Origin of the sequence: Arthrobacter sp. B2I5, from assembly GCF_030816735.1 — a bacterium.
Classification (GTDB): domain Bacteria; phylum Actinomycetota; class Actinomycetes; order Actinomycetales; family Micrococcaceae; genus Arthrobacter.
Map to the genome: position 1 here is coordinate 3,971,432 of NZ_JAUSYF010000001.1, position 25,852 is coordinate 3,997,283.

Sequence of the window (25,852 nt, forward strand, 5' to 3'; positions counted from 1 at the left end):
CGGCCGCTGAACCGTCAGCGGGCCGAAAGACAAAGGAGCAACAATGCCAGAACGCACCGCAACCGTCGCCAGCCGCGTGGGCCTGCACGCCCGCCCCGCCGCCATCTTTGCGGAGGCAGCCGGCGAGTACGACCTGGACATCACCATCGCCCGTGAAGGCGAACCGGCCGACGAGGCCATGGACGCCGCCAGCATCCTGTCCCTCATGAGCCTGGGCGCTTCACACGGTGACGTTGTGGTGCTCCGCGCCGAAGGTGCCGGCGCAGACGACGCGCTCAACCACCTGGTGCAGATCCTGGAAACGGACCACGACGCCGAGTAGCAGCCACGCTGCCTGACGGCAGCACAACGCCGGCGGCCGCCGTCGGGCTTTCCCCATTAGGAGGAAGCCCGACGGCGGCCGTTTGGCATTTAAGCGTTGGGCGGCCCAACTAAGTAGCACTAAGTGTCGCTTTGAACGGTCATAACGACACTTAGTGCTACCTAGTTGGGGAGGGTGGCGGAGTTCAACCGCTCTCGGCGAGTGCCTTGACGTCGGCCAGGAGCTTGTCCCACATGGCTTTCGAGTGCGCGGCGGCTTCCTCGCTGGGGTTGTTGTCCTGCGCCAAAGTCAGGCGGGTGGCGCCGCCCTGGTCCTCGAGCGTCCATTCGAGGGTGTGGTAGTTCCCGGGTTCGTCCTCCTGGCCCGACAACGGACTGAAGTGGGTGTGCACCAGTTTCCGTCCCGGCTCCACCGCCAGGATTTCGCCCTTGTCCTGGTAGGCCTTTCCCTCCCACTCGCCCTGCCAGGTAATGGGGCTTCCAACCTTCCAGTCCGTCTCCAGTGCGGCGCCGAACATGAACTCCTTCACGGCGGCCGGGTCCGTGATCACCTCCCACACGCGTCCGGGACCTGCGTTGATGGTGGTGGCGGATGTTGCCACGTGGTCTTCCGCCATCGCTCAGGCCTTCTTGGCCGTAAAAATCAGGTACTCCCATTCCATTTGGAAGGGGATATCGCCGTGGGCGTCGCCGAACGAATCAGCCAGTTCCGTAAGGGCCTGGTCCAGTGCCTTGACCTTGTCCTGGTCCTCGCCGAGTGATTTGTAGACGGAGATGATGGGGCCGTAGTGGGACTTGAAGTACCTGACGAAGTCCGCAGGCTGGTGGAAGCTCCTGACGGCCAGGTTCTGCTTCCGGGTATGGATCCCTGTGACCCTGTCACGCAAAAGTTCGCGGATATGCTCCTCACTCCCCCACAGAGGCGCCGGCTGCGCGCCCGGCGGCGGCGGCGGAGCGAACGGCTTCAGGACTGCAAACATCCGGCCGATGAATCCTTCCGGCGTCCAGCACAGCAGCCCGACGGAACCGCCCGGCTTGCACACCCGGAGCAGTTCGTCGGCGGCCGCCTGGTGGTGCGGTGCGAACATGACACCAATGCAGGACATCACGACGTCGAACTCCGCATCGCCGAATGGCAGGGCCTCGGCGTCCCCTTCCTGCCACTCCAGGCTGACGCCGCGGTTTGCGGCCTCCCGGCGCCCTGCCTCGAAAAGCTCGGGGGTTAGGTCACTGGCCACCACTTTGGCGCCCATCATTGCTGCCGGGATGGCGGCGTTGCCGGTTCCGGCCGCGACGTCCAGTACACGCTGGCGGGACCTGATTCCGCAGGCTTCGACCAGGACGGCGCCCAGTTCCAGGAGCATCTCGTCGGCGAGGGCCGGGTAATCCCCTGACGCCCACATGGCCCGGTGCTTCTTCTTGAGCTCCCGGTCAGCGTCCACTAAGTCGGTCTGGTTGTCCATGTCCGTGCCCCTCTACGTGTCCGTTCAAATGAGCGGCAGCACACTGTTTGGCACAGCGGAGCTGCGATGCGACTCATTGTGGACGCGATACCGGCCGGTGTAAAGGCACCGATGCCGTGAAACACCAGGGTCAGGCGGGCTTGCGGGCCCTGGTGGTCTTGACAGCAGGCTTTTCTGCCGTCTTGGTACCCGTGGACTTGGCTGCCGTGGACTTTGTTCCAGCGGACTTGGTGTCCGCCGCTTTGGAAGCAGTTGATTTGGCGGCCGTTGATTTGGCTGCGGCCGACTTGGACGCCGTTGTTTTGGAGGTTGTTGTCTTGGAGGCCGTCGATTTTGATGCGGCAGTCTTGGTGCCCGAGGCCTTGGTACCGGAAGTCTTCCGCGCAGGTTTGGCCGCCTCCGCCTCCTCGTCCCCGGTGTCCGCTTCGTCGTCGGAAGTCCCGCTGGAGGCGGCCTCCCCGCCGCCGCGCTTCCTGTCCAGGCTCCGCTTGAGGGCCTCCATGAGGTCGATGACCTCGCCCTTCCCGCCCTCGCCGGCTTCGACGCCGAAGGTTTCCTCGGTGTCCAGCGATTCGCCCTGTTCGAGCTTGGCGTCGATGAGCTGGCGGAGCTGCACCTGGTACTCGTCAGTGAAGGAGGTGGGGTCGAAGTCGGCAGCCATGGATTCCACCAGGGCCGCTGACATGTCCCGCTCCTGGGAAGAGATCTTGATGGACGCATCCAGGGACGGGAAGTTCGCTTCCCGCACTTCATCGGGCCAGAGGAGGGACTGCAGCACCAGCACGTCGTCCTTGATCCGCAGCGCCCCCAGCCGGGTCTTCTCCCGCAGTGCGAACTGGACGATGGCCACCCGGTCCGTGTCCTCGAGCGCCCGCCTAAGCAGCACGTAGGCCTTGGGCGACTTGGAGTCCGGTTCCAGGTAGTAGCTCTTCTCGAACATCATGGGTTCAAGCTGCTCCGACGGGACGAACTGCACCACTTCGATTTCGTGGCTGTTCTCCGCGGGAATGGACTTGAGCTCGTCCTTGGAGAGGACCACTGTGCGGCCGTCCTCCTCGAACGCCTTCTCGATGTCCGAGTAGTCCACCACCTCGCCGCACACCTCGCACCGGCGCTGGTAACGGATCCTGCCGCCGTCGGCATTGTGAACCTGGTGCAGACTGATGTCATGATCTTCAGTGGCGCTGTAGACCTTCACTGGCACGTTGACCAGCCCGAACGCGATGGCACCTTTCCAGATGGCTCTCATTCATACAGTCAACATCAGAGCGGGCCGGAGGTGAAGCCCCATGGCCGCCAGTAGGGAACGTGTCCGGGTTGCGGGACGCGAACTGACCCTGACCAACCTGGACAAAATCATCTATCCGGAGACCGGCACCACCAAGGCGGACGTGCTGGCCTACTACGCTGCGGTGGCCCACGTCCTGATCCCGGCGGCGGCCAACCGTCCGGCCACCCGCAAGCGGTGGGTCAACGGGGTGGGCACCGCGGACAAGCCGGGTGAAGTGTTCTTCCAGAAGGACCTGGAGGACTCAGCCCCGGGCTGGCTGCCGCGGGCGGCCATCACGCACAAGGACCGCACCATCCACTACCCCATGGTCAACGACGCCGCCACTCTGACTTGGTTCGGCCAGATCAACTCGCTCGAAATCCACGTGCCGCAGTGGCGGGTGGATTCGCACGGGAACCAGCTGAATCCGGACCGGCTGGTGCTGGACCTGGACCCGGGTGAGGGGGCAGGCCTGCCGGAATGCCGCGAAGTGGCACTCCTGGCGCGGTCCATCCTGGAGGATGTGGGCCTGGACCCCGTGCCCGTGACCAGCGGCAGCAAGGGCATCCACCTTTATGCCGCGCTGGACGGGACGCAGACGTCGGAGCAGATCTCGGCATTCGCCCGGGAACTGGCCAGGGCGCTGGAGGCCGACCACCCGGACCTTGCCGTCAGCGACATGAAGAAGTCGCTGCGCAAGGGCAAGGTGCTGGTGGACTGGAGCCAGAACAACGCGGCGAAAACCACCATTGTCCCCTATTCACTGCGGGGCAGGCCCACACCCCTGGTGGCGGCCCCCCGGACCTGGCGGGAAATCGAATCTCCCCGGCTCAAGCACCTGGACTACCACGAGGTCCTGCGGCGGGTGCAGGACGGCAAGGACCTTTTCGCCGCCGTCGTCAACGCTGCGTCCGGTGCTGCGGCCGGCGCCGGGGAGGGCGCTCAGGAGGGTGGTCAGGACGCTCGCCACGGCCAGGGGGAAGCACCCCACGACGGCGATCCGCGCCTGGGCAAGTACCGCTCCATGCGCGATCCCAAGGCAACGCCCGAGCCGTTCGCAGGCGTCCCGGCCGGCGGCAACAACTTTGTGATCCAGGAGCACCACGCCAGCCGGCTGCACTACGACCTCCGGCTGGAACACGAGGGCGTCCTGGTGTCGTGGGCGCTGCCCAAGGGCATTCCGGAGTCCGGCGCCAAAAACCACCTGGCGGTCCAGACCGAGGACCATCCCATGGACTACCTCACCTTCCACGGCACCATTCCCAAGGGCCAGTACGGGGCGGGTGTCATGACCATCTGGGACACCGGAACCTACGAGCTGCACAAGTGGATCAACGGCAAGGAAGTCATCGTCACCCTGAGCGGGTCCGACGGCGGCGGGCTGGGCGGCAGCAGGAAGATCGCGCTCATCCACACGGGGCGCGGACAGGGCAAGGACGCCGAGAGCCAGTGGCTCATCCACCTGATGGACCAGGAGCATCAAGGCGGACGACGGCGGCAGGCAGCTCCCGCCGCGACGCGGGCACCGGCAGCGGAAGAGCGGGAAGAGGACGACGGCGGTGGGGCGGCTGAACCCGAAGCCAGCCTTAGGGAGCCGGCCGGGTCCGCCGCCGCCACCGTTGCCGAGCCACTGGAGTATCAACCGATGATGGCAACGTCCGGGGACACCGCCGACCTGCAGGGCAGCAGCTGGCAGTACGAGCTCAAATGGGACGGGGTCCGGGCCATCCTGGTGGCGGACCGGGAGAAGGTGCGGATCTTTTCCCGCAATGGCAACGACGTCACCCGAACCTACCCGGAGTTCTCTGACCGCGCCTGCTGGCCGGAGCATCCGTTCGTGGCGGACGGCGAGATCATCGCCGTCGGGCCCGGCGGGAAGCCGGACTTTGGCCTGCTGCAGGGCCGGATGAAACTGACCCGGGCCGCCGACGTCGCCAAAGCACGCACCGCCATCCCGGTCCAGCTGATGCTGTTCGACCTGTTGTTCGACAATGGGGAAGATCTTCGGCGCCTGCCGCTCAGCACCCGCCGGCGGCGACTGGAGGAGTTCTTCCGCCCGTCTGCCTGCCCCGTAGACCTGTCCACTGTTCTGGACGAACCCGTGGAGCTTCTCCTGGAAAGCGCGCAGGAGCTTGGCTTGGAAGGGATCATGGCCAAGCGGACGGACAGCCGCTATGTGAGCGGCCAGCGCACCCGGACGTGGATCAAGCTCAAGACGGAGCAGACCCAGGAAGTGGTGGTGGGCGGCTGGCGGCCGGGAAAGGGCGGGCGGCAGGACACGGTGGGGTCGCTGCTGGTGGGCATTCCCGACGGCGGCAAGCTGCAGTACGTGGGCCGCGTCGGCAGCGGCTTCAGTACGCGCGAACTCACGGAACTGCGGCAAACGGTGGAGCGGCTTGGCCGGAAAACCTCACCTTTCCATGAAGTCCCCCGCCCGGATGCTGCAGACGCCCACTGGGTGTCGCCCGAGCTTGTCGGCGAGGTGACCTACAGCGAATGGACCGGGCCCGGGAGGTTGCGGCATCCCCGGTGGCGCGGCTGGCGGGTGGACAAGGACCCGTCCGAGGTGGTCCGGGAAGGCTGACCCGGTTCTTACGCGCAGGTAACCCCACAACGCACAAATTACCTGGCACCTGCCACATTTCGGGGGCGCCAGGTAATTTGTGTGTGGACGCCGGCTTTATCTGCCGGCTGCGTGTTTTCGGTACCGGCTACGACGAGTGCGGCATCTGCGGCCGGCCGGTGCGGTGGACGGCGGTGACGGCCGCTTCATGTCCCATCCGGCCGTGGCCGGCAGCCCGGTCCTTGGGGTGCCGCCGCTTTCCAGAGCCGTCCGGCCAGCCGCTTTGCTGCCCCACGGGCCCTGCGCCCATGGCCGCGGGGCCCGGCGCCACGGGCGCATCCATTGCAGCCGCAATGTGGTCCGCCACCTCAGGGTTGATGTGGAACTGGTTGGACTCTTCACGCATTGTGGTTCTTCCCTTCTTTCCTTCGTTCTTCCTTGAATCGAAACGCCAACGAAAGCGTCCGGGCGCGCGCGGACTACTGCCCGGAAAGAGGTGTGTTCATCGCTCTACCATAGGCATGCCGGGAGGCCCTGTGAACCCCTCCAGGGACGGTGGCCGGGGTCACTTTCACGGCCGCGGTCACCAAAAAATGGGACCTGAAACAGTTCCCGACGGAAAATTTTTGGTAACGCCGCCGTTAATCAGCGTGCTTCCCAGTAATGGCGCGGGAAACGGCGGCACAAAAAATTGTGGAAACCACCCCTGAAGCGGCCCAAAAGGGCGCACTCTACGCCATCAAACTGTCGGCGCGCTACAGGCATCCCGTAAAATTGAAGGCCTGCCCAGAGCGGGGCAGCTACAAGTCGCAAGCAAATGACCTCCATAGGAGTTGCCCAAATGCCCACAGACCGAAGCAGGACCGACTCTCCAGCAGGCGCCAGGAACGCCCGCGGAACAGACCCGGCAGCCCCCGTGGCCGCCAAGAAGCCCAGGCTGCTGCCACGCCGACGGCTCAAGGAATCCGATGTCAACGTGGTGGACCAGCCCATGCTCAAAAAGGCACTGGGTGGAACCATCGTGGGCAACACCATGGAATGGTACGACGTAGGCGTCTTCGGCTACCTCATCACCACCATGGGCCCGGTGTTCCTTCCGGAATCCGATCCCACCACCCAGACGCTGTTCCTGCTGGGAACCTTTGCCGCCACCTTCATCGCCCGCCCCCTGGGCGGCGTGATCTTCGGATGGCTGGGCGACAAGGTGGGACGCCAAAAGATCCTGGCCACCACGCTGATGATCATGGCGGCAAGCACCTTCGCCGTCGGACTCCTGCCCGGGTATGCGCAGATCGGACTGTGGGCTGCCGCCCTGCTGGTGCTCCTCAAGGTGGTGCAGGGCTTTTCCACCGGTGGTGAGTACGCCGGTGCCACCACGTTCGTGAGCGAATACGCGGCCGACAAGCGCCGCGGCTTCTTTGCCAGCTTCCTGGACCTGGGCAGCTACCTTGGCTTTGCCATCGGCGCCGCCCTGGTCTCCGTCCTGCAGCTGACCCTTGGCCAGGACACCATGGAGGACTGGGGATGGCGCATCCCGTTCCTGGTGGCGGGCCCGCTGGGCCTGATCGCCGTCTACTTCCGGAGCAAGATCGAGGAATCGCCGCAATTCCAGGCAACCCTTGATGCCCAGGAAGAGAACGCCAAGAACGCATCCGCCGGAGATACTGCCGCGGCCAAGGGACCGGTGGGAATCGTCAAGGCCTACTGGCGCCCCATCATCGTCGCCATGGTGGTGGTTGCCGCCGCCAACACGGCCGGTTACGCCCTCACCTCCTACATGCCCACCTACCTCACGGAGTCCAAGGGCTACGACGAAGTCCACGGCACCTTGCTCACCATTCCGGTACTGGTGGTCATGAGCCTGTGCATCCCGCTGACCGGCAAGCTCTCGGACCGGATCGGCCGCCGCCCGGTGCTCTGGATCGGCGCCGTGAGCACCATCGTGCTGGCCGTGCCCGCCTTCATGCTGATCGGCATTGGACAGATTTGGTCCACCCTCGCCGGGCTGGCCCTCATCGCCTTCCCCGTGACGTTCTATGTGGCCAACCTGGCCTCGGCGCTGCCGGCCCAGTTCCCCACGTCCAGCCGCTATGGAGCCATGGGCATCGCCTACAACTTTGCCGTCGCCATCTTCGGCGGAACCACGCCGTTCATCGTGGCAGCCCTGATCAGCGCCACAGGCAACGACATGATGCCCGCCTACTACCTCATGGCCACCTCCCTGGTGGGCGCCATCGCCATCTACTTCCTGAAGGAATCCGCCAACCGCCCCCTGCCGGGATCCATGCCCAGCGTGGACACCCAGGCAGAGGCAAGGGAACTGGTGGCCACCCAGGATGAAAACCCGCTGATCAACCTGGACGAACTGCCGTTCGAAACCCAGGATGCCCTGGACACCCAGGCACACCGCGGGGTTCCGGCGGGAGCCTAACCTCCAGCCGGCCACCCGGGCACTCTTGTAGCCCACGCTCACAGGCCCGTCCCGGTGCTTCCTTGGGGGAAGCACCGGGACGGGCCTTTGCGTGCCTGCGGATTTCCTATTGTGACTGCCGGCAGTATGACTCTGCCGCATGCCGGTGATACGTTCCCAAAGGCCTTCGGGCCGCCGCAGGACAACAAGACAGGACAGGTGTCGCCGGACATGAAGCGCGTAGTGGCACAGGTGCGCGCACTCCACCGGCTGGAACCTGCCACCAACGACCACCTTGCCGCACTGCGCGTGGCCCTCAGCGTCGCCGCCCCCTCGCTGCTCCTGCTGGCCGCCGGCCGGACCGACCTCATCATCTACGCCGTGTTCGGCGCGTTGACCGGCATGTACGGCCGCCTGGAACCGCACCAGCTGCGGCTCCGCCACCAGGGGCAGGGTGCCCTGGTGCTGCTCAGTGGCGTGGCTGTGGGCGTGACGCTGTCCATCAACCACATCCACTCGTGGTGGCTGGTGGCGGTGGAGGCCATCCTGGCCGGAGTGGGCTCCGTGTACTCGGACCGCGTACGGCTGAAACCGAACGGGCCCTTCTTCGGAATCCTGGCCCTTGGTGCGTGTGCCTCCGTTCCCACCACCGTCCCCTGGTATGCCGCGCTGCTTATCGCCGCGGCATCATCAGCATTCTCCATCCTCATCGGCTTCAGCGGCTGGGTGCGGCAAAGGGCATGGGAAGCCGGGGCCACCAGGAACGTGCCGTCCCGTTCGGCCGCAGGGCAGCGGGAACTGAGCGTCCACGCCGCCCGGTACGTACTGGCCGTGGGCGCTGCCGGAACAGTGGGTGTCCTGAGCGGCAGCGGCCACCCGCACTGGGCCATGGCGGCAGCCGCCGTACCGCTCGCCGGTGCCGACCTGCCCAGCAGCGTCCGGCGGGGCATCCACCGCATCGTGGGGACGCTCCTGGGCCTGGTGGTTACCGCCGTCGTAATCCTGCCGGGGCCCTGGGCACTGGCCGCCCTCTATCCGGCATTTCAGGAGCCGGTGCACCAGGCCACGGTGCTGGCCCTCCTGGTCATCCTTTTCCAGTTCGCCACCGAGCTGTTCATGACCCGGCACTATGGCCTGGCCATGGTCTGGTTTACGCCGGTCATCCTGCTGATGACGCAGCTGGCCGCCCCCACCGAACCGCAGGTCCTGATCCTGGAGCGCGCGGTGGAAACCCTGGTGGGTGCTCTGCTGGGGATCCTGGTGGTGGTGGCTGTCCGCCGGCCGGGAGCCCGCACCCGGACTCCGCTCCCGGGGCTACTTCGGCTTCCGCGCCGGGCCCGCCATTAGCCGCGCCGGAGCCACCTTGGCCACCGCCGCCAGCACCTTGTAGCGCTTGGACGGGATGGACAACGCCTTGCCGCGCTCGTTGTCCGCCAGGCCTTCACTGACCACCCGCTCTGCGCGCAGCCATGTCCACGACGGCGCCACGGACTTGTCCATCCCCATCCGGTCGTGGAACTCCGTGTGGGTGAAGCCGGGGCAGACGGCCGTGACCTTGATGCCCCGCGTGCGGTAGGCCAGGTTCGCCCACCGGCTGAAACTGACCAGCCAGGCCTTGGCCGCGGAATAGGTGCCGCGGGGCAGGAACGCGGCCACACTGGCCACATTGATGATCCGTCCCTCCCCGCGTTCCAGCATGCCCTTCAGCGCCGCATGGGTCAGTACCATGGACGTTTCCGCGTGCAGCTTCAGGTGCTTCTTCTCCTCTGGGGCGTGGTTGTCCTCAAAGTTGTGCAGCAGCCCTATCCCTGCGTTGTTGACCAGGATCCCCACCGGCCGGCTGGTGTCTTCCAGGCGTTCGACGACGGCGGCGACGTCGTCGTCCGTCAGGTCTGCGGGGAGCACCTCAGCCACGATGCCGTAGCGGCGCCGGAGGTCCTCCGCTGTTTCCGCCAGCCGGGACGCGTTGCGCGCCACCAGGACAAGGTCATGCCCCTGGGCCGCAAGCTGCTTTGCGAATTCATGGCCCAGCCCTGCGCTGGCCCCGGTGACAAGTGCTGTGGTTCGGGAATTCGATGGCGTCATGCTGCAAGCCTAGCCAGAGAGACGGCCGTGCAGTGCAGGCACTGACCGCAGTTGACGGACATCGGTGCATAGGATGCCTGCACCCTCATTTGCCGTTGCCGCACGACCTTGTGCCACTAGGCTGGTAGCTCCGGCGGCCGTCCAGGCTGCTGCCATGAAGGGGGAACCATGGAACAACAATCTGCAGCGCTCGGATTCCGCGAAGTGGACAGGGACGGAAACACCGTGCTGCCTGCACCGGACGATACCGGGACGACAGGGGTAGGCGGGTACCGGTTCGCCCCGAATCCGTTCATCATGGTGTTGTGGCTGCTGGCAGCAGGGCTGATTGCCGGGGGTGTCGGGACCCTGCTGCGTGGGCCTGTCGCAATAGGGCCGATAAGCAACGGGTTTTCATTCGACTTCGTTTTGTTCACGTTCGCCCCGCAGTTGGCTCTCGGGGGTTTCGCCACCCTGGTTTTCCTGCTCTTCTGGCATGCCTGGCACTGGCAGCGCCGCAGGGGTTAGCCCTGGTTTTCGGGTCCCGAAGCCGCTTCCGGCAGGCACTCACGCCCATCCTGACTTGTGCAATATTTAGTAAGCATGCTTTGCTTATGGCGTAGATGAACCTCCGCAAGCAGTTCGCGGCGGGGCTGCCAAAGCCGGCGGCTCCGTGAAAGAAGCCCAAGGAAGAACATAATGACCACCGCAATGGAAAACCAGCTGACGGCGTTTGGGGAACGCAGCGGGGCAGCTGGCGAGCAGCTCCTGACCGCCACCATACCCGTGGACGCAGGGCTGCTGATGACCTTGAATTCACGCATGCACTGCCGCATGCCGATGCAGCTTGTGGACCACGGGGAAATGCCGGTCCGGGAGCCCGTCTACGTTGACGGGAACTCAGTGGTTGCCCTGCGGCCGGGATCCGTCCCGGAGAGCGTGGTCACCTACCGGTGCGCCTGCGGCTTCACCATTGATGACCCCGGCGCCGCCATGCCGGTCAGCGACCAGGCCCTCGCCAGCTAGGCAGCGCTTTCGACGCCGCCCGGCCCGGCGCCAGCAAAAACGCACCGTCCGGGGCGGGTCAGCGAGACCGGCCCCGGACTTTCGATGAAGCCGCTAATGCCCCGCTGGAACGCGGGCGGCCTCAACCGCGTGCCGGGTGTCGGCCAGGACCAGGTCCGCGTTGATGGCCTCCGCCGCCCGAAGCCCCGCTGCGGCGGCTGTCATGACCTGGGCGGAAACATCGGTGGCGTTGCCCGCGGCCCATACCCCCGGGCATGACGTCCGGCCGCTTTCGTCGGTCTCCAGGCGGCTCCCCGGACCATCCTGAAGGGCGGCCGGTTCCAGTCCCAGCCGCTGAAGCATGTTGGCTTTACTCGTGGTGGCGGGACTGACCACCAGGACATCCAGGGGCACCCTTCCGCCGGATTCCAGTGCGGCCTCGGCAAGACGATCATCGCGGACCTCCAGCCCCCGGACCTTTCCCTCCACCACGCGGACGGACCGCGCAGCGAGTTGTTCCTCCTGGCCCGGGGTGAGTTCCAGGGCGTCGTTGAGCAGGAGCGTCACGTCCGGACTCCACTGCCGGAACGTCAGGGCCTGCATGACGGAGTGGGAATCGGCCGCCAGGACTCCGATTCTTTGGTTCCGGATTTCCCATCCGTGGCAGTAGGGGCAATACAGCACGTCCCGTCCCCAGCGGTCGGCTACGCCGGGCAGGTCGGGAAGCTCATCCATGATTCCTGATGCGATCAGCAGGCGCCGGGCAACCCGGGTGGAGCCGTCGTCCAGAGCCAGGACGAACCGATCCCCGTCCCGGCTGGCCGACCTCACAAACCCGGAAGCCATCGTCCCGCCGTACCTGGCCAGTTCCTCCCTGCCTGCCGCCAGAAGGTCCCGGGGATGCATCCCCTCCCGGCTCAGGAAGCCGTGGACACTTTCCGCCCCCAGGTTCCGCTGCTCGCCGGCGTCGATCACCACCACCGACCGCAGCGCCCGGGCCAACGCAGTCCCGGCGGTTAGACCCGCCGGTCCCCCGCCGATGATGGCCACATCGAAAATGCTGTCCTGGTTTCCCGCCACATTGCCCTTCCCGGCCGGCTGCACATGCCTTTACACGCGCACGTATGCAGGCTGTACCCGGTGCAGGCCGGGGAATAACGGCGGGCCGATGCCAGGATGGTGTCAGCGCTCCGGCCAGTCCACGAACTGGCCGTAGCCTTCGTGCTTGCGGAGGTAGCTGGAAATGAACGGGCAGTGCGGGATGATCCGCTTTCCCGTGGCCACCACATCATCCAGGGCAAAATGCGCCAGGACCTTGCCCAGGCCCTGGCCTTCAAAGTCCTCGCCGGTCTCGGTGTGGGTGAAATCAATGTGCCCGGGAAGGTCGCGGAAGAAGGCCTGGACAGCCAACCTGCCATCCACCAGGAGCTCATACCGTTGCTGTTCGTCATTGCGCAGCAGCGAGACATTGGCGGTGAAGGTGTCCTCTGCGGACGCGGTGTTCTCGGTCATGGTTCGACACTGGCACTACTTCACGCCGCTGGCAATGCCCCTTGGGCCCCTCTTCCCCGGCCCCCGCCTCCGGCCCCTGCGGACAGCACCGCGCCGCGGCAGCGGCAGTCCGCCCAGCAGAAGGATCGCCACGGAAAAACACAGGGCGCCGGCTGCCAGCAGCCCCAACGACAGGCCGCTGAGCGCGGCGTCCGCCACGGGAATGAAGACCACTACGACGGCGGTCCCCGCCACGGCGGGCCTGCAGCGGAAGGCCTGGCGCGCCGTCGTCCGTTCCTCCAGGCGGCCAAAGGCTGCGGCCACCGGCAGGAGCAGGAAGACCAGCGCGAGGACCACCAGTGGACGTGACCACCACCATTCGGGCGTACCCGATGCTGGTTTGGGGATCGGCGCCAGGAGCAGCAACCCGGACATGGCTGCCAGCAGCGGCAGGTGCCACAGGTAGACCGTCAGGGACCGGGCGCCGGCTACCTGCAGGAACCGGCTGATCCAGCGGATGCCGGCCAGCGGCGCCAGGACGGGCCGCGCAAGTTCCATCGCCGCCAGCTGCGAAACGCCCAGGAGCACCAGGGACAGGTTGGGCGGGTTGAGGTTGACCAGCATGTTGCCGCGGTACAGTCCGAGTCCGGTCACGAGTCCCAGCAGCAGGTGTGCCGCCAACGCGATGCCCAGCAGCCCGGAGCGGGAGAGGCGGGAAAGTTGCCCGTCCGCGGCAAGGAAACCCAGTTGCTGGACTGCGCACCACACGAAGACCAGGTTGGCGTTGGCCAGGTCCGGCACGGTACCACGGAGACAGTCCACGGCAATCACCAGCCCGGTCAGCAGGCCGAGGGTCAGCCAGGGCGCGCGGTCATGGAGCGCTGCCAGGACCGGAATGTTCAGCTGCGCTGCGAGGTAGGCCGCAAGAAACCACAGTGGCATGCCCGCCCCGGTGGCAATAAGTTGGACCACCTGCCGGTCCACGCCGAGCGCTGCGGCCACGGACAGGCCGGCCACCATGGTTGCCAGCAGGGCGGCGGCCGGGCGGACCAGGCGCAGGAGGCGCGCGCGGATGAACTGCGCCCCGGTCCCGCCGCTTGCCTTGAGCCGGCGCCAGGACTGGAGGCCGGTCATGCCGCCGGTGACGAAGAACAGGGGCATGACCATGAAGATCCAGATGACGGGTTCGAACCAGTCCTGTTCGGCCAAGGTGTTTTCGGTTGTCACGGTCCCGTCGGGGTGCAGGACCGGGCTGACCATCGTGGAGTGCCCCACCACCACCAGGACCAGGCAGATGAACCGGACAATATCGATCACCGGATCACGGCTTGCCGTGTCCGCCCCGCTTCCTGTCCCCCGCGTGCCGGTGCTTCGCATGGGACCCTACAAAGGCTCGACGCTGCCCATGGCACCATTGTGCCCCCAGGCGCCGGTGTGGATTAAGGACTTTGGCCGGTTGCGGATCTTCCTACGGCAGTACTGCCAGCAATCCCAGCACGACGGCGATCAGGGGCGTGGTGCCCTGGGTGATGGCAGCGCGGAGGTACTTTCGTCCCGTGAAGGCCAGGACGGCGGCCGCCAGCAGCATGGAGCCGCAGCAGCTGAAGATGAGGGTCCAGCCTGCCACGGCCCGGGCGGACCCATCGCCACCCAACGCCACGAGCCCTGCGCCGATGAAAGCGCCGATGGCCAGGAACAGGTTGTAGAAGCCCTGGTTGTAGGCCAGGGACCGTGTGGTCTCGGCATCGGACTGGGAAGCAACCCCGAAGCGCTTCCACGTGGCGGGCCGGGTCCAGGTGAGCGACTCCATGGTGAAGATGAAGACGTGCAGCGCGCCGGCAAGGAAGGCAAAAAGAAGGGAGGCCAGGGTCATTGCTTGATCCTAGCCTCCCTGCTGTTGGAGTTTGCGCGTGGCGTTACCGTGCCAGCGTGGTCAGCGTGGTGGCGGCAAAGCCCTTGGCGGACTGGTTCCAGGTGGCCAGCAGCCCCTGCAGGTTCTCGCCGTCCGCGCGGTGGCCGGGAAGCTGGTCCTGAAGGGTGGCCAGCACCCCGGTCCGCAGTTCTGTATTGAAGTTGACCTTGCCAACGTTCATGGCCGCGGCCTTGACGAGTTCCGTTGCGGGGATGCCGGAGGCACCATGCAGGACCAGGGGAATGTGCACCCGGGCCGCAATGTCCTGCAGAACGTCCCAGCGCAGCCGCGGCTCGCCCTTGTACTTGCCGTGGACGTTGCCCACGGCCACTGCCAGCAGTTCCGCGCCGGTGCGGGACACGAAGTCCTCCACCTGCGCCGAGTCGGTCAGGCCGGCCACGTCCACGCCGGCCTGGCCGGCCGGCTGGTCGGCGGAAAAGGCACGGTCCTCGTCCCCTGCCAGGCCGCCCAGTTCGGCTTCCAGCACTACCTCGGCGCCCAGCAGGGCGCGGGCCGCCTGGACCAGTTCGATGTTCTCCTCGTACGGGAGCGAGGAACCGTCAGCCAGGACGGAATCCGCGCCTGCCGCCACGGCGTCGGCCATGACGTTGAGGTCGGACGCGTGGTCGAGCTGCACCGCCACTGGCACCGTGGCAGCGTCGGCCAGGCCGCGCAGTGCCGCGATGAGCCGGAGGCCGTTGGCGGTGGCGGCGGTCTTGGGTGCCACCAGCAGGATCACCCCGCGGCCGGATTCCTCGGCGGCGCCCACCACGGCCAGCGCGGTGGTGAAGTCGTAGCAGGTGAAGGCGGGCACCGCGGAACCCTGCTGCAGGGCGGAGGTGACCAGGTGGTCCAGTCGGGTACGCATCAGGCGCCCAGGCCTCCCACCAGGATCCAGGCAACGAAGGTCAGCACGAAGCCGGCCAGGCCCAGGACAGTGGTCAGGACGGTCCAGGTCTTCAATCCGTCGGAAACCGTGAGTCCGTAGTAGCGGACCACAACCCAGAACCCGGCGTCGGTCACGTGGGACAGGCCCAGGGCCCCGAAGCCGATGGCGATGACGATCACGGCAATCTGCGCGGGGCTGTAGCCGCCGCCGCTGACCGCTGCGGAGAGCAGGCCGGTGGTGGTCACGATGGCCACGGTGGCCGAACCCTGGGCAGCGCGCAGTGCCAGGGAGATGATGAAGCCAAGGAGCAGCAGGGGCACGCCGAGCGTGTCCAGGGTCTTGGAGAGCGCGGAACCGATTCCGGAAACCTGCAGGACGTTGCCGAACACGCCGCCGGCGGCCACCACCATCAGGATGGAGGCGATGGGAGGCAGCGAGCCTTCGAAGATTTCACCGGTTTCCCTGAAGGACCAGCCGCGGCGGACGGCCAGCAGGAAGAAGGACAGTGCCACGGCCACCAGCAGGGCCAGGAAGGGGTTGCCGACGAAGGCTGCAAGGCCGTACAGCGGGTGGGACTTGGGCAGGATGAGGGTGCCGGCGGTGCCCAGGAGGATCTGCACGATCGGTGCGGCGATCAGGAAGATGATCAGGCCCGGCCGCGGCGGTGCGATGGCGGCGGCACCGGGTCCGTCATGGCCTACCTTGACCAGTGAGTCGGAGCCGAACTCCTCCACTTGGGTCTTTACGGCGGGCAGCAGCTCATATTCCTTGCGGTTCATGATCGACGCGACCCAGTAGGACAGGAAGCCCAGCGGGATGCAGATCAGCAGGGACATCAGGGCGATGAGGCCAATGTCGGCACCAAGCACGCCGGCGCCTGCAACGATGCCCGGGTGAGGCGGGACGGCCACGTGGATGGCGAGCATGATGCCGGCCATGGGCAGGCCGAACTTGATCGGGTGGACCTTGGCGATCTTGGCGAAGGCGTACACGATGGGCACCAGCACGATGATGCCCACCTCAAAGAAGACGGGGATGGCCACCAGGAAGCCGACGGCGGTGAGCGCTACGGCCACGCGGCGGGCGCCGAGCTTGCGGGTGAAGTGGTCCGCGAGGGACTGGACGCCGCCGGACACCTCGATCATCCGGCCCAGCACGGCGCCGAGCGCAATCAGGATGGCCACCTTGCCCATAGTGCTGCCCACGCCGCCGGACACCACGGTGAAGATGTCCTGCAGCGGAATGGTGGCAGCCACGGCCACCAGGATGCTGACGGTGAGCAGCGCCACGAAGGCCTGGATCTTGAAGCGGATGATCATCACCAGCAGGATGGCAATGCCCACCGCCGCGATGGTGAGCAGTACCGGGGTGCCCAGCTCAGCGGCTGGCTTGATGGCCGGGGCGTCGGCCGCCCGCTGTATCAGCGGACTAATCAGGTGGTTCACGGGGAGGTGTCTCCTTTGACGTGCCGGTCCCGGGGCAGGACGGCATCAGGGCATAGTGAGGGGTGGAACAAACGTTGCGGGACTGCGCCGTCAACGCTGGGAGGTACGACGACGGCGGAGGGGGGACCGCCGTCGTCGTACGTCTTGTGCCGCAAGGGCAGGAGGGGTGGCTTACTTGGTGCGCTTGGTGGGCGCGACCACCTTGATGACGGCGGAGTCGTCGGCGGCCGCGAGGCCCTGGGCCTGGCCCAGGAGGTAGAGCTGTTCGGCGGCGGCGGCAACGGGGGCGGCCAGGCCGGCGGCTCGGGCGGCCTTGCCTACGATGCCCATGTCCTTGACGAAGATGTCCAGGCGGGACAGCACCTCGGCGCCTTCCTCGTCATAGGCCTCCAGGATGCGGGGGCCGCGGTTGGAGAGCATGAAGGAACCTGCCGCACCCGCTTCCAGGGCGGCAAGGGTCTTGGCCTGGTCCAGTCCCAGCGCGTCGGCCAGGGCCAGGGCCTCGGCCGCGGCGGCGATGTGAACGCCGCACAGGAGCTGGTTGACGGTCTTCAGGGCCTGGCCGTCACCGGGGTTGTCGCCCACCACGGTCAGGGTGGAAGCCAGGAGCTCCAGTGCGGGGGCGGCCTTTTCGCGCGCTTCCGGGGAAGCGCCGACGACGATCAGCAGGTCACCTTCGCCGGCGCGCTTGGGGCCGCCGGAGAGCGGGGCGTCCACCAGGTCCACGCCGTATTCGGCCAGCTTGGCCACGGTGGCGGGAATGGCGTCCGTGCCAACGGTGCTGCCCAGGATGACAACCGCGCCGGGCTCGAGAACCGGGGCCACGCCGTTCTCGCCGAAGAGGACGTCATTGAGCTGTTCGCCGTTGCGGACGGCCAGGAGGACGGCGTTGGCGCCCTTGGCAGCTTCACGTGCGGTGGTGAAGGTGGCGATACCGGCTTCCCTGGCGAGTTCCAGGCGCGGCTCGGCAATGTCAAAGCCGTGGACGGTCAGCTGGGATGCCAGCCGGGTGGCCATGGGCAGGCCCATGGCGCCAAGGCCCAGGACGGTGACGGTGTAATTGCTGGTCATGGTGTTCTCCGTTGAATTTTTGCGGGGCTTGTTGGGAGCCAGTGGGCTCAGAAGGTGTTGCTGAGTTTGCGGGTGACCTGCGCCAGGGAATCGTCGTCGCCAACGTTCCCGGCGAACACGATGTACGGGATGCCCTTGGCGGGTCCGTCCACCGGCTCCCAGAGGCTGACGATGCCGGGCAGCATGGGACCGCGGACAATGGCGTGGCGGATTTCCAGCCCGTGGGCTGCCACGTCCGAGGAGGTGATGCCGCCCTTGGCGATGACAAAGCGCGGCGGGAAGGTCTTCAGGGTCCGGTTGACCACGTCCACGACGGCGGCAGACACGGTGCGTGCGATCCGCAGGCTTTCGGCGGGGTCATCCGTCTTGATGAGCAGGCGGCTGGTGTGAACGATGACGTCACCGGCGCGGAGGGCGTCGACGACGGCGTCCACCGTCTGGTCAAGGTGCGACTTGGCGTCCTGTTCGCCACCGAGGAGCTTTTCGACGTCGATCTCGATGATGCGCGCGGAGCTGTGCTCGGCCGTGAGGACGTTGAGCTGCCGCGTGGTGAGGCCAACGTGCGAGCCCACCACGATCAGGCCGCCCGCCTCCGACGGGGTGTTGCCCGCGTAGGCTTCTTCGGCGGTGAGGGCGGTGCGGATTTCCTGGCCGATGCGGCCGCGGACGAACGGCGGGCCAACCCGGTAGAGGAGTTTCTTGCCGCGGCGTTCTGCTTCGTCAAGGCCCAGGGCCAGGGCGCGGAAGTCGTTCTCGGTGACGATGTCGGCCACGATGGGCGTGGAGTCGGTGGCCGGCTCGATGGCGTCGGCAATGGCCTTGGCGGAAATGGCCGGATCCTGCGCGGAGGCGCCGGCCCGGATGATGTTGAGGTCCAGGACGATCACGGAGTCGGCGGGGAACCTGCCCTGCGACTTTTCTGCCACGTAGTCCGCCATGACCGAGGTGCTGAAACCGAAGGAAGCGTCCTTGGCGAACTCAGTCTCGGAGACGGGAACCAGGCTGCCCTGGGCATCGCCGGTGCCGCGCATGTAGTGCACGCCGCCAATGGTGAGCCGGCCGGCGTCGGGGAAGGCCGGAACCAGGACCACGCCATCGGTCTTTTCCCCGCTCACCTCGGCAACGGTGGCTGCGATGACATCCGGCTCCAGCGGGAAGTGGCCGCGGAGCGTGGAGTCACTGCGGCTGACGAAGCCCAGGCGGAGCTTCTCGGGTGATCCTGCGGCGGCCAGGGCATTCCGGACCACTTCCTCATTGCGGGCGGCGGCCTCTGCGGGGTCCAGGCTGCGGGTGTTGGTCAGGACGTAGACGGCGGGCTTGCCCTGGCCAAAGGCCCACGTGAAGTCCGCCACGTCCCAGCGGGTGAGCACGGGCAGGTCGGCGACTGACTGCGTGCCGGTGGGGTCGTCGTCGAGCACTACCAGGACGCGGGGAACCTCCGCGTTGGAAGCGGCCAGCGCGCCGGCAACCAGCCCCGCGGGGATCTCCATGTCTGCCGGGTAGGCGGCCAGAACGTCTGCTTCAAGCGTCACAGTGCACTCCGTTGTGTATGGATCCGGGCGTGCGGATCCTGATGTGTAGATAACTGTAAGATGTCTGACATCTTGCATTTGAAAGTTAGTGTGGCACAGAGCATACGGACGCGCAAGTAGACTTGTCTGACATATCCGCCAGGCGACGGCCTGGAACAGGGATCGGGGGCAACATTGGCAAGGAAGTCACTGGTAGGCGTAGTGGCCGACGAGCTGCTGGACCGCATCATCGAAGGCGAGTTTCCGCCCGGCTCCACCGTTCCGGGTGAGCATGAACTGAGCGCCCGCCACGAGGTCAGCCGCATGACGGTCCGCGAAGCCATGAAGACGCTGCAGGCCCAGCGCATCCTGAGCGTGGAGCGCGGCCGGGGGACCTTCGTCAACCCGCTGAGCAGCTGGGCTTCGCTGGAAGCGGTGCTCCGGGCCGCAGCCGAGGGAAAGAACGACGCAGACGCCTCCATCCAGCTCATCGAGCTGCGACGGATGCTGGAAACGGGGGCCTGCGAGCTTGCCGCCGGACGGATCTCGGAGGAGGACATCGAAGCCCTCTTCAAGCACGTCGCGGCGATGAAGGCCGCCCACAGCATCAACGACGTGGCAGCTTTCGTGGAGGCGGACCTGGCTTTCCATGACGTCATCCTGCATGCATCCGGGAACGTCTTCGTTTCGGTCCTGTTCGAGCCCCTGCACCGCGTGCTGGAAAAGCGAAGGGCCGAGACTTCTGCCGTTCCGGCAATCCAGGAACACGCCATCGGCCATCACCGAAACATTGCCGAGGCGCTCGAGTCCCGCGACGCCGCCCGGGCGCGCCAGGCCATGGACGCCCACATGCAGCAAACCCTCGACGACCTCAAGCAGCTGGTGCTGGAAGCCAAGTAACGCGCGGGGACTGGGTCTGTTCAACGCTCGTGCAGTCCCACTAGGCTTCAGGGACGGCCCGCAACCGGGAGCAACGATGATCACGAGGAGCGAAGTTGTCCAACCACACGTACAGCATTTCTGAAATTGTCGGCACCTCCACCCAGGGCGTGGATGACGCCGTGCGCAACGGCATTGCCAAAGCATCCCAGACCCTGCGGAACCTTGACTGGTTCGAGGTCAAGGAGGTCCGCGGCCACCTGGAGGACGGGAAGATTGCGGACTGGCAGGTCACCATCAAGATCGGGTTCCGCCTGGAGGAGCAGGGCTAATCCAGCCAAGCAAAACAGGTCGTGAAGCTTTTGGCTTCACGACCTGTTTTATTGGCGCGCTGGTTGTCCTAGTTTGCGGTGCCGGGGCTGCGGCGGCGCCAGACTGTGGGGACGCCGTCGAACGCCGGGAAGACATGCCCTTCGAAGAAGGAAAGGACCGTGTGCGGATCGAGTTCCGGGCTCCAGAGACCGGAAGCCGGGCAGTGCGAGCCGGTGGCGGTGGAGGCGGCGCCGGCTGACGCCTGGCGCTCCTTCAGCAGGGCGATGCGTTTCATCGTTGAGACCATCCTGGTGATTAAGACTGGGCAGGGACTACGTGTACTCCCACCCTAGGAAACGCCTGGTCAGAGGCCAATGGGCGGCTGGCCAGAATCAACGTCCGTCGCTGGACGAATGTACAGAAGCAGGGGGTGTCAGCCCGCGTCACCGCTTTCGGCCACCACGGTGTCTCCGTGCCCCAGGCCGGCGTCCGGCACGGCCCCGAGGCTGCCCAGCAGGGCAAGGGCGTCCGACGACGGCGATCCCGGCCGCGCGGAGTACACCCTCAGCGTCTGGTCCGGGTCCTCCGGCAGGACGAGGTTTTCAAAGTTCAGTTCCAGGTCCCCCACGGCGGGATGGTGCAGCCGGACCGTGCCGGCCGAGCGGGTGGCAACCCGGTGCCCTGCCCACCACTGGCGGAAATGCTCGCTGTGGACCGCGAGCTCGCCCACCAGGTGGTTGGCCTGTGGATCATTGGGGTGCCGCCCCACGTCCAGCCGGAGGGATCCCGCAGCCTCCGCGGCCACCGTCTTCCAGTCCCTGAACAGTTCCCGGGCCGCCGGATCCAGGATGGTCCAGCGGGCGAGGTTCCGTTCCGCGGGCGGCAGCGCCGGGAAATCCGTAAACAGCAGGAAGGCCATCCGGTTCCCTGCCAGGACGTCGCTGCGCCGGCCCAGCACCATGGCGGGCACCTCCCCCACGGCGTCAAGGAGCTGGCGCAGTGCCGGGCGGACACCCTGCACAGTGCTGGCACCCGGCTCGCGGGGAGCACCGGCGCAGTTCTCCAGGAGGTCCAGCATGTGCGCATGTTCACTGCTGTCCAGCCGCAGGGCCCGTGCCACCGCATCCAGCACGGTGCGTGAGGGGTGGATGTTCCGGCCCTGCTCAAGCCGGACGTAGTAATCGGTGCTGACACCTGCCAGCCGCGCCACTTCCTCCCGGCGCAGTCCCGGAACCCTGCGGGCCCCCGTGCTGGGACCCGTTCCGGCCACCTCCGGGCTCAAGCGCGACCGCATGGCCTTGAGGAATTTTCCGAACTCTGCGCTTTGACCCATGGAAACCATTCTGCCTGCGATGGGTGTCCTGCTCTACAACGAAGGTAGGACTGGCAATCCTAGGAAAAGCAGGAACAGCCTTGGCTGCTGACTTGATGGTGAAAAGTGCATAGGCTCAGGAATGAGCCGGTGGAAACCGTTTTCTGGCCAATGGCCCAGCCCGCAGGGCAGCCGGCCCCGACACCCAGCACCACACCTTCCAGCACCATCTCCAAGAAGGAGCACACCATGTCAGAGCCGACACCGAACCTGACCCTGAACAATGGCGTCACCATCCCGCAGCTTGGCTTCGGAGTTTTCCAGGTCCCGCCGGAAGACACCCAGCGGACCGTGGAGGACGCCCTGGAGGCCGGCTACCGCCACATTGACACCGCCGCGGCCTACCGCAACGAGGCAGGCGTGGGGGCAGCCCTGGCCGCCACCGGAATAGCACGCGAGGAAATCTTCATCACCACGAAGCTCCGGAACGGCGAGCAGGGCCGCGCGCAGGAAGCATTCCAGAACAGCCGCAAGGCCCTGGGCCTGGACTTCATCGACCTCTACCTCATCCACTGGCCCGTCCCCTCGCAGGGGCTCTTCGTCCAGGCCTGGAAGGAGATGGAGCGGCTGTACGAGAACAAGGAAATCCGCGCCATTGGCGTCTCCAACTTCCTCTCCGACCACCTGGACACGCTGCTGGAATCGGCTGAAACCGTACCGGCCGTCAACCAGATCGAGCTGCACCCCAGCTACCAGCAGGCGGACCTCGCGGCGAAATGCCGGAACCTGGGCATCGCAGTTGAGGCCTACAGCCCGCTGGGGCAGGGCGGGGACCTGAACGGAAACGCCGTCACCTCAATCGCCAACGCCCACAACGCCACCACCGCCCAGGTGGTGCTCGCCTGGCACCTTGCCACCGGAAACATCGTCATCCCCAAGTCGGCCAACCCGGACAGGATCCGGGAAAACTTCGCAGCCTCGTCCCTGAAGCTTTCCCAGGACGAACTTGCCGCCATCACCGCACTGGAGTCCGGCGCCCGCATCGGCTCCGATCCCGCCGTCGCCGCCTTCACCCAGATGTAGCTTCCGGCAACCCTGCCGCCGGAAGGCTCCCTGACCGAAAGGATTTTCCATGCAGTACACCCATCTGGGCCGCTCCGGCCTGAAAGTCTCCCGGCTCTGCCTGGGCACCATGAACTTTGGACCGCAGACAGAGGAAGCGGACGCCCACAGCATTATGGACTCAGCCCATGAAGCGGGCATCAACTTCTTCGACACCGCCAACGTCTACGGCGGCGTGGACCACCGCGGCTGGACCGAGGAAATCATCGGGCGCTGGTTCGCCAAGGGCGGCGAGCGCCGGGAACACACGGTGCTGGCCACCAAGCTCTACGGCACCATGACGGACCGGCCCAACGAATCCAAGCTCTCGGCACTGAACATCCGCCGGGCACTGGATGCCAGCCTCAAGCGGCTGCAGACCGACTACATCGATGTGTACCAGTTCCACCACATCGACAGGGATACGCCCTGGGACGAGACCTGGCAGGCCATCGAGGTTGCGGTGCAGCAGGGCAAGATCCTGTATTCGGGCAGCAGCAACTTTGCCGGCTGGCACATTGCCCAGGCGCAGGAAGCGGCCCGCCGGCGGAACTACACCGGCCTGGTCAGCGAGCAGTCCATCTACAACCTGTTCATGCGCCAGGTGGAGCTGGAAGTCATCCCGGCGGCACAGCAGTACGGCCTTGGCCTGATCCCCTGGTCGCCGCTGCAGGGCGGGCTGCTGGGCGGGGTGCTGAAGAAGGAGCGCGAGGGCGTGCGGCGCACCGAGGGCCGCGCCGCGGAGACGCTGAAGAAGCACGAAGACCAGATCCGCCAGTACGAGGACTTCGCCGACGAACTGGGCCACGAGCCCGGCGACGTTGCCCTTGCCTGGCTCTTGCACCAGCCCGCCGTAACCGCACCGATCGTGGGCCCGCGCACGCAGGAACAGCTGGACGCCGCCATCCGCGCTCTGGACGTCTCCCTCGACGACGACGCCCTCAAGCGGCTGGACGACATCTTCCCGGGACACCGCACGGCACCGGAGGACTACGCGTGGTAACCCTACCCGCGGGCGATACCGTGGCACCCCGGAGCATCCTCTTCATCGGCGGCACCGGGGTCATCAGCGCGGCAGCCGCCGAACGCGCCGTCGCACTGGGCCACCGGCTGACCATCCTCAACCGGGGCCAGTCCAGCAGGCCGGTCCCGGACGGGACGGAAGTGCTGCACGCGGATGTCCGGGATGCGGCCTCGGTCCGGGAAGTTCTGGGCGGGAGGGAGTTCGACGCCGTTGCGGACTTCATCTCCTACACCCCGGACCAGGCGCAAACAAGCATGGACCTCTTCCGGGAGCGGACCGGCCAGTTCGTCTTCATCAGCTCCGCCTCCGCCTACCAGAAGCCGCCCACCAGGCTTCCCATCCGGGAGTCGACGCCGCTGAAGAATCCGTTCTGGCAGTACTCCCGGGACAAGATCGCATGCGAGGAACTGCTGTTCCGGGCCTACCGGGAGCAGGACTTCCCCCTGACCGTCATCCGCCCGTCGCACACCTACGACCGCACCAAGATTGCCATGGTGGGCGGCTGGACGGACATCCACCGGATGCGCAATGGCCTTCCGGTCATGGTCCATGGCGACGGCACCTCGCTGTGGACCCTGACCCACAGCAGGGACTTCGCCAAGGCATTCGTCGGCGTACTGGGACGGCCGCAGGCGGTGGGCGAGAGCTACACCATCACCTCCGACGAGTACCTGCCCTGGAACCAGATCTACGCGCTCTTCGCCCGAGCAGCCGGAGTCCGAGAGCCGGAACTGGTGCACGTGGCCTCTGAAACCATCGCCGCCCACGACCAGGAATTGGGCTCCAACCTCCTGGGCGACAGGTCCCATTCGGTGGTTTTCGACAACACCAAGATCAAGTCCCTGGTCCCGGACTACACCGCCACCATCCCGTTCGCGGACGGCGCCCGGGAAATCGTCGAGTGGTATGACAGCCACCCGGAGCTGCAGCAGGTGAACGAGGCCTACATGCAGCTCTCGGACAAACTCACCAGCTGGTCCCGCCAGGGAGCCTGAGCCGGTGGCGCCGGCCTGCCGCACCCAGCGGCGGGCCGGCGCTACTTGCCGGCTGTGCTAATTTCGGCGCATGACGTTGCCCCCTTCCGAACAGTCCGCCGATAAGCCTGTGGCCGCCGCCATTGGGCTCCTGGCCAGGCAGGGTTTCGACGCAACATCCGTTGAGGAGCTGGCTGAAGCCTCGGGCATGAGCCGCAGCACGTTTTTCCGGCGGTTCGGGTCAAAGGAGGATGTGGTCTTCGCCGACCATGAACGGATCCTGCGCCAGGTGAATGACCGGCTCGCGGAATCGAGGCTGGAGCCCTTGGCGGCCGTTGCGGATGCCGCACTGCTGGTCTTCGACCACCACCTGCGGAACCGCGAAACGTCCCTGGCCCGGTACGAACTGCTGCAGGCCGTGCCGGCCCTCCGGGACCGGGAACTGGTCACGTCGCACCGGTACGAGCGGGACTTCCTGCAGTACCTCAATGACAAGCTGCCCCCTGATGGGCGGAGCGGGTACAAGGCCGTGGCCTTCGCCGCGTCCGTGGTGGCGGTGCATAACGCCTTCCTGCGGCAGTGGCTGCGGGCGCCCGGTGCCGGCGAAACCGGGGATGGGGACCGGAAAAGGGCTGCCGCCCTCGCAGCCGAACTCCGGGCCCTGGCGGAAACGTTCCGGCCCGCACTCCTTGGTGCCGCCGCCACCGCCCAACCTGCGCCGACCGTCGTCGTGACCGTCCTCCCGGGCCAGGCAGGCAGGGAAGCGATCGCCCAGGCAGTCCTGGACGCCCTCCCCTAACCCGCCCACTCCCTTGATACTCAGTTTCTTGACGTG

The 25,852-nt window shown here is 66.5% G+C and carries 27 protein-coding genes; 12 read left to right on the plus strand and 15 right to left on the minus strand.

The window, feature by feature from the left end; all coding sequences use genetic code 11:
* The first annotated feature begins 43 nt into the window (after nt 1-43).
* Complete coding sequence (locus QFZ60_RS18415) at nt 44-322, plus strand: HPr family phosphocarrier protein (RefSeq protein ID WP_056333115.1); 279 nt, start codon at nt 44-46, stop codon at nt 320-322.
* Nucleotides 323-506: 184 nt separating this feature from the next.
* Here the strand turns inward: QFZ60_RS18415 and QFZ60_RS18420 are convergent, their stop codons facing one another.
* From QFZ60_RS18420 to QFZ60_RS18430, 3 genes are all read right to left on the minus strand, one after another.
* Entirely contained in the window at nt 507-938 is a 432-nt protein-coding gene (locus QFZ60_RS18420; protein ID WP_307092353.1) for an SRPBCC domain-containing protein, read from the minus strand.
* A 3-nt stretch (nt 939-941) separates the two neighbouring features.
* A complete protein-coding gene (locus tag QFZ60_RS18425; RefSeq protein WP_307092355.1) occupies nt 942-1,784 on the minus strand; it encodes a class I SAM-dependent methyltransferase in 843 nt (280 codons plus the stop codon).
* A 130-nt stretch (nt 1,785-1,914) separates the two neighbouring features.
* Complete coding sequence (locus QFZ60_RS18430; protein ID WP_307092357.1) at nt 1,915-3,033, minus strand: Ku protein; 1,119 nt, start codon at nt 3,031-3,033, stop codon at nt 1,915-1,917.
* 40 nt (nt 3,034-3,073) lie between these two features.
* Between QFZ60_RS18430 and QFZ60_RS18435 the strand changes: the two genes are divergently transcribed.
* The gene (locus tag QFZ60_RS18435) at nt 3,074-5,638 is read left to right on the plus strand and encodes an ATP-dependent DNA ligase (RefSeq protein ID WP_307092359.1); all 2,565 of its coding nucleotides are present in this window, start codon (nt 3,074-3,076) and stop codon (nt 5,636-5,638) included.
* A 127-nt stretch (nt 5,639-5,765) separates the two neighbouring features.
* On the opposite strand, the gene QFZ60_RS18440 is transcribed toward QFZ60_RS18435, so the two are convergent.
* A complete protein-coding gene (locus QFZ60_RS18440; protein WP_307092361.1) occupies nt 5,766-6,023 on the minus strand; it encodes a hypothetical protein in 258 nt (85 codons plus the stop codon).
* Between the two features lie 435 nt (nt 6,024-6,458).
* Here QFZ60_RS18440 and QFZ60_RS18445 point away from each other — a divergent pair, with 435 nt between their 5' ends.
* Nucleotides 6,459-8,048: an MFS transporter gene (locus QFZ60_RS18445; RefSeq protein WP_307092363.1), complete on the plus strand. Its 1,590-nt coding sequence runs from the start codon at nt 6,459-6,461 to the stop codon at nt 8,046-8,048.
* A 210-nt stretch (nt 8,049-8,258) separates the two neighbouring features.
* Nucleotides 8,259-9,374, plus strand: a complete 1,116-nt coding sequence (locus tag QFZ60_RS18450; protein WP_307093381.1) for an FUSC family protein — start codon at nt 8,259-8,261, stop codon at nt 9,372-9,374.
* Here QFZ60_RS18450 and QFZ60_RS18455 read toward each other — a convergent pair.
* Nucleotides 9,342-10,112: an SDR family oxidoreductase gene (locus QFZ60_RS18455; RefSeq protein ID WP_307092365.1), complete on the minus strand. Its 771-nt coding sequence runs from the start codon at nt 10,110-10,112 to the stop codon at nt 9,342-9,344. The genes QFZ60_RS18450 and QFZ60_RS18455 overlap by 33 nt on opposite strands.
* Before the next feature lie 168 nt (nt 10,113-10,280).
* Between QFZ60_RS18455 and QFZ60_RS18460 the strand changes: the two genes are divergently transcribed.
* Both QFZ60_RS18460 and QFZ60_RS18465 read left to right on the plus strand, forming a co-directional pair.
* Nucleotides 10,281-10,619 carry a hypothetical protein gene (locus QFZ60_RS18460; RefSeq protein ID WP_307092366.1) on the plus strand — a complete coding sequence of 113 codons (339 nt, stop codon included), beginning with the start codon at nt 10,281-10,283 and terminating at the stop codon, nt 10,617-10,619.
* A 171-nt stretch (nt 10,620-10,790) separates the two neighbouring features.
* A complete protein-coding gene (locus QFZ60_RS18465; protein ID WP_307092367.1) occupies nt 10,791-11,117 on the plus strand; it encodes a hypothetical protein in 327 nt (108 codons plus the stop codon).
* A gap of 93 nt (nt 11,118-11,210) precedes the next feature.
* Here QFZ60_RS18465 and QFZ60_RS18470 read toward each other — a convergent pair whose 3' ends face one another.
* From QFZ60_RS18470 to QFZ60_RS18505, 8 genes are all read right to left on the minus strand, one after another.
* Nucleotides 11,211-12,176, minus strand: coding sequence for an NAD(P)/FAD-dependent oxidoreductase (locus tag QFZ60_RS18470; protein ID WP_307092369.1), 966 nt, complete (start codon nt 12,174-12,176; stop codon nt 11,211-11,213).
* Nucleotides 12,177-12,278: 102 nt separating this feature from the next.
* Nucleotides 12,279-12,608 carry a GNAT family N-acetyltransferase gene (locus QFZ60_RS18475; RefSeq protein WP_142119374.1) on the minus strand — a complete coding sequence of 110 codons (330 nt, stop codon included), beginning with the start codon at nt 12,606-12,608 and terminating at the stop codon, nt 12,279-12,281.
* A gap of 15 nt (nt 12,609-12,623) precedes the next feature.
* Complete coding sequence (locus QFZ60_RS18480) at nt 12,624-13,964, minus strand: acyltransferase (protein WP_307092371.1); 1,341 nt, start codon at nt 13,962-13,964, stop codon at nt 12,624-12,626.
* Nucleotides 13,965-14,055: 91 nt separating this feature from the next.
* Nucleotides 14,056-14,460, minus strand: coding sequence for a DUF1304 domain-containing protein (locus QFZ60_RS18485; protein WP_307092373.1), 405 nt, complete (start codon nt 14,458-14,460; stop codon nt 14,056-14,058).
* A 43-nt stretch (nt 14,461-14,503) separates the two neighbouring features.
* Entirely contained in the window at nt 14,504-15,367 is an 864-nt protein-coding gene (locus QFZ60_RS18490) for a class II fructose-bisphosphate aldolase (protein WP_307092375.1), read from the minus strand.
* Entirely contained in the window at nt 15,367-16,833 is a 1,467-nt protein-coding gene (locus QFZ60_RS18495; protein WP_307092376.1) for a GntP family transporter, read from the minus strand. The genes QFZ60_RS18490 and QFZ60_RS18495 overlap by 1 nt, the downstream gene beginning before the upstream one ends.
* Before the next feature lie 171 nt (nt 16,834-17,004).
* Nucleotides 17,005-17,904 (minus strand): NAD(P)-dependent oxidoreductase, encoded by a 900-nt coding sequence (locus QFZ60_RS18500; RefSeq protein ID WP_056331352.1) that lies wholly within the window; start codon nt 17,902-17,904, stop codon nt 17,005-17,007.
* A 47-nt stretch (nt 17,905-17,951) separates the two neighbouring features.
* Nucleotides 17,952-19,436, minus strand: a complete 1,485-nt coding sequence (locus tag QFZ60_RS18505; protein ID WP_307092379.1) for a four-carbon acid sugar kinase family protein — start codon at nt 19,434-19,436, stop codon at nt 17,952-17,954.
* Between the two features lie 174 nt (nt 19,437-19,610).
* On the opposite strand from QFZ60_RS18505, the gene QFZ60_RS18510 reads away from it, so the two are divergent.
* Together QFZ60_RS18510 and QFZ60_RS18515 are read left to right on the plus strand one after the other, a co-directional pair.
* A complete protein-coding gene (locus QFZ60_RS18510; protein WP_307092380.1) occupies nt 19,611-20,315 on the plus strand; it encodes a FadR/GntR family transcriptional regulator in 705 nt (234 codons plus the stop codon).
* Between the two features lie 95 nt (nt 20,316-20,410).
* Entirely contained in the window at nt 20,411-20,626 is a 216-nt protein-coding gene (locus QFZ60_RS18515) for a dodecin (protein WP_056331348.1), read from the plus strand.
* Nucleotides 20,627-20,694: 68 nt separating this feature from the next.
* Here QFZ60_RS18515 and QFZ60_RS18520 read toward each other — a convergent pair whose 3' ends face one another.
* Both QFZ60_RS18520 and QFZ60_RS18525 read right to left on the minus strand, forming a co-directional pair.
* Nucleotides 20,695-20,901: a hypothetical protein gene (locus QFZ60_RS18520; protein ID WP_221385288.1), complete on the minus strand. Its 207-nt coding sequence runs from the start codon at nt 20,899-20,901 to the stop codon at nt 20,695-20,697.
* Nucleotides 20,902-21,039: 138 nt separating this feature from the next.
* On the minus strand, nt 21,040-21,939 hold the full coding sequence (locus QFZ60_RS18525; RefSeq protein ID WP_307092381.1) for a helix-turn-helix domain-containing protein: 900 nt from the start codon (nt 21,937-21,939) through the stop codon (nt 21,040-21,042).
* 228 nt (nt 21,940-22,167) lie between these two features.
* Here QFZ60_RS18525 and QFZ60_RS18530 point away from each other — a divergent pair, with 228 nt between their 5' ends.
* The 4 genes from QFZ60_RS18530 (at nt 22,168) to QFZ60_RS18545 (ending at nt 25,816) form a co-directional block, all read left to right on the plus strand.
* On the plus strand, nt 22,168-23,001 hold the full coding sequence (locus QFZ60_RS18530; protein ID WP_307092382.1) for an aldo/keto reductase: 834 nt from the start codon (nt 22,168-22,170) through the stop codon (nt 22,999-23,001).
* A gap of 49 nt (nt 23,002-23,050) precedes the next feature.
* Complete coding sequence (locus QFZ60_RS18535) at nt 23,051-24,022, plus strand: aldo/keto reductase (RefSeq protein WP_307092383.1); 972 nt, start codon at nt 23,051-23,053, stop codon at nt 24,020-24,022.
* Nucleotides 24,016-25,038, plus strand: coding sequence for an NAD-dependent epimerase/dehydratase family protein (locus QFZ60_RS18540; RefSeq protein ID WP_307092384.1), 1,023 nt, complete (start codon nt 24,016-24,018; stop codon nt 25,036-25,038). The genes QFZ60_RS18535 and QFZ60_RS18540 overlap by 7 nt, the downstream gene beginning before the upstream one ends.
* Before the next feature lie 70 nt (nt 25,039-25,108).
* The gene (locus QFZ60_RS18545; protein WP_307092386.1) at nt 25,109-25,816 is read left to right on the plus strand and encodes a TetR/AcrR family transcriptional regulator; all 708 of its coding nucleotides are present in this window, start codon (nt 25,109-25,111) and stop codon (nt 25,814-25,816) included.
* The last annotated feature ends 36 nt before the right edge of the window (nt 25,817-25,852 follow it).

Excerpts from the sequence above, each read along its gene's own strand:
- QFZ60_RS18415 (WP_056333115.1), top strand. The coding sequence starts at position 44 with ATGCCAGAACGCACCGCAACCGTCGCCAGCCGCGTGGGCCTGCACGCC.
- QFZ60_RS18420 (WP_307092353.1), bottom strand. The coding sequence starts at position 938 with ATGGCGGAAGACCACGTGGCAACATCCGCCACCACCATCAACGCAGGT.
- QFZ60_RS18425 (WP_307092355.1), bottom strand. The coding sequence starts at position 1,784 with ATGGACAACCAGACCGACTTAGTGGACGCTGACCGGGAGCTCAAGAAG.
- QFZ60_RS18430 (WP_307092357.1), bottom strand. The coding sequence starts at position 3,033 with ATGAGAGCCATCTGGAAAGGTGCCATCGCGTTCGGGCTGGTCAACGTG.
- QFZ60_RS18435 (WP_307092359.1), top strand. The coding sequence starts at position 3,074 with ATGGCCGCCAGTAGGGAACGTGTCCGGGTTGCGGGACGCGAACTGACC.
- QFZ60_RS18440 (WP_307092361.1), bottom strand. The coding sequence starts at position 6,023 with ATGCGTGAAGAGTCCAACCAGTTCCACATCAACCCTGAGGTGGCGGAC.
- QFZ60_RS18445 (WP_307092363.1), top strand. The coding sequence starts at position 6,459 with ATGCCCACAGACCGAAGCAGGACCGACTCTCCAGCAGGCGCCAGGAAC.
- QFZ60_RS18450 (WP_307093381.1), top strand. The coding sequence starts at position 8,259 with ATGAAGCGCGTAGTGGCACAGGTGCGCGCACTCCACCGGCTGGAACCT.
- QFZ60_RS18455 (WP_307092365.1), bottom strand. The coding sequence starts at position 10,112 with ATGACGCCATCGAATTCCCGAACCACAGCACTTGTCACCGGGGCCAGC.
- QFZ60_RS18460 (WP_307092366.1), top strand. The coding sequence starts at position 10,281 with ATGGAACAACAATCTGCAGCGCTCGGATTCCGCGAAGTGGACAGGGAC.
- QFZ60_RS18465 (WP_307092367.1), top strand. The coding sequence starts at position 10,791 with ATGACCACCGCAATGGAAAACCAGCTGACGGCGTTTGGGGAACGCAGC.
- QFZ60_RS18475 (WP_142119374.1), bottom strand. The coding sequence starts at position 12,608 with ATGACCGAGAACACCGCGTCCGCAGAGGACACCTTCACCGCCAATGTC.
- QFZ60_RS18480 (WP_307092371.1), bottom strand. The coding sequence starts at position 13,964 with ATGCGAAGCACCGGCACGCGGGGGACAGGAAGCGGGGCGGACACGGCA.
- QFZ60_RS18485 (WP_307092373.1), bottom strand. The coding sequence starts at position 14,460 with ATGACCCTGGCCTCCCTTCTTTTTGCCTTCCTTGCCGGCGCGCTGCAC.
- QFZ60_RS18490 (WP_307092375.1), bottom strand. The coding sequence starts at position 15,367 with ATGCGTACCCGACTGGACCACCTGGTCACCTCCGCCCTGCAGCAGGGT.
- QFZ60_RS18500 (WP_056331352.1), bottom strand. The coding sequence starts at position 17,904 with ATGACCAGCAATTACACCGTCACCGTCCTGGGCCTTGGCGCCATGGGC.
- QFZ60_RS18520 (WP_221385288.1), bottom strand. The coding sequence starts at position 20,901 with ATGAAACGCATCGCCCTGCTGAAGGAGCGCCAGGCGTCAGCCGGCGCC.
- QFZ60_RS18525 (WP_307092381.1), bottom strand. The coding sequence starts at position 21,939 with ATGGGTCAAAGCGCAGAGTTCGGAAAATTCCTCAAGGCCATGCGGTCG.
- QFZ60_RS18530 (WP_307092382.1), top strand. The coding sequence starts at position 22,168 with ATGTCAGAGCCGACACCGAACCTGACCCTGAACAATGGCGTCACCATC.
- QFZ60_RS18535 (WP_307092383.1), top strand. The coding sequence starts at position 23,051 with ATGCAGTACACCCATCTGGGCCGCTCCGGCCTGAAAGTCTCCCGGCTC.
- QFZ60_RS18545 (WP_307092386.1), top strand. The coding sequence starts at position 25,109 with ATGACGTTGCCCCCTTCCGAACAGTCCGCCGATAAGCCTGTGGCCGCC.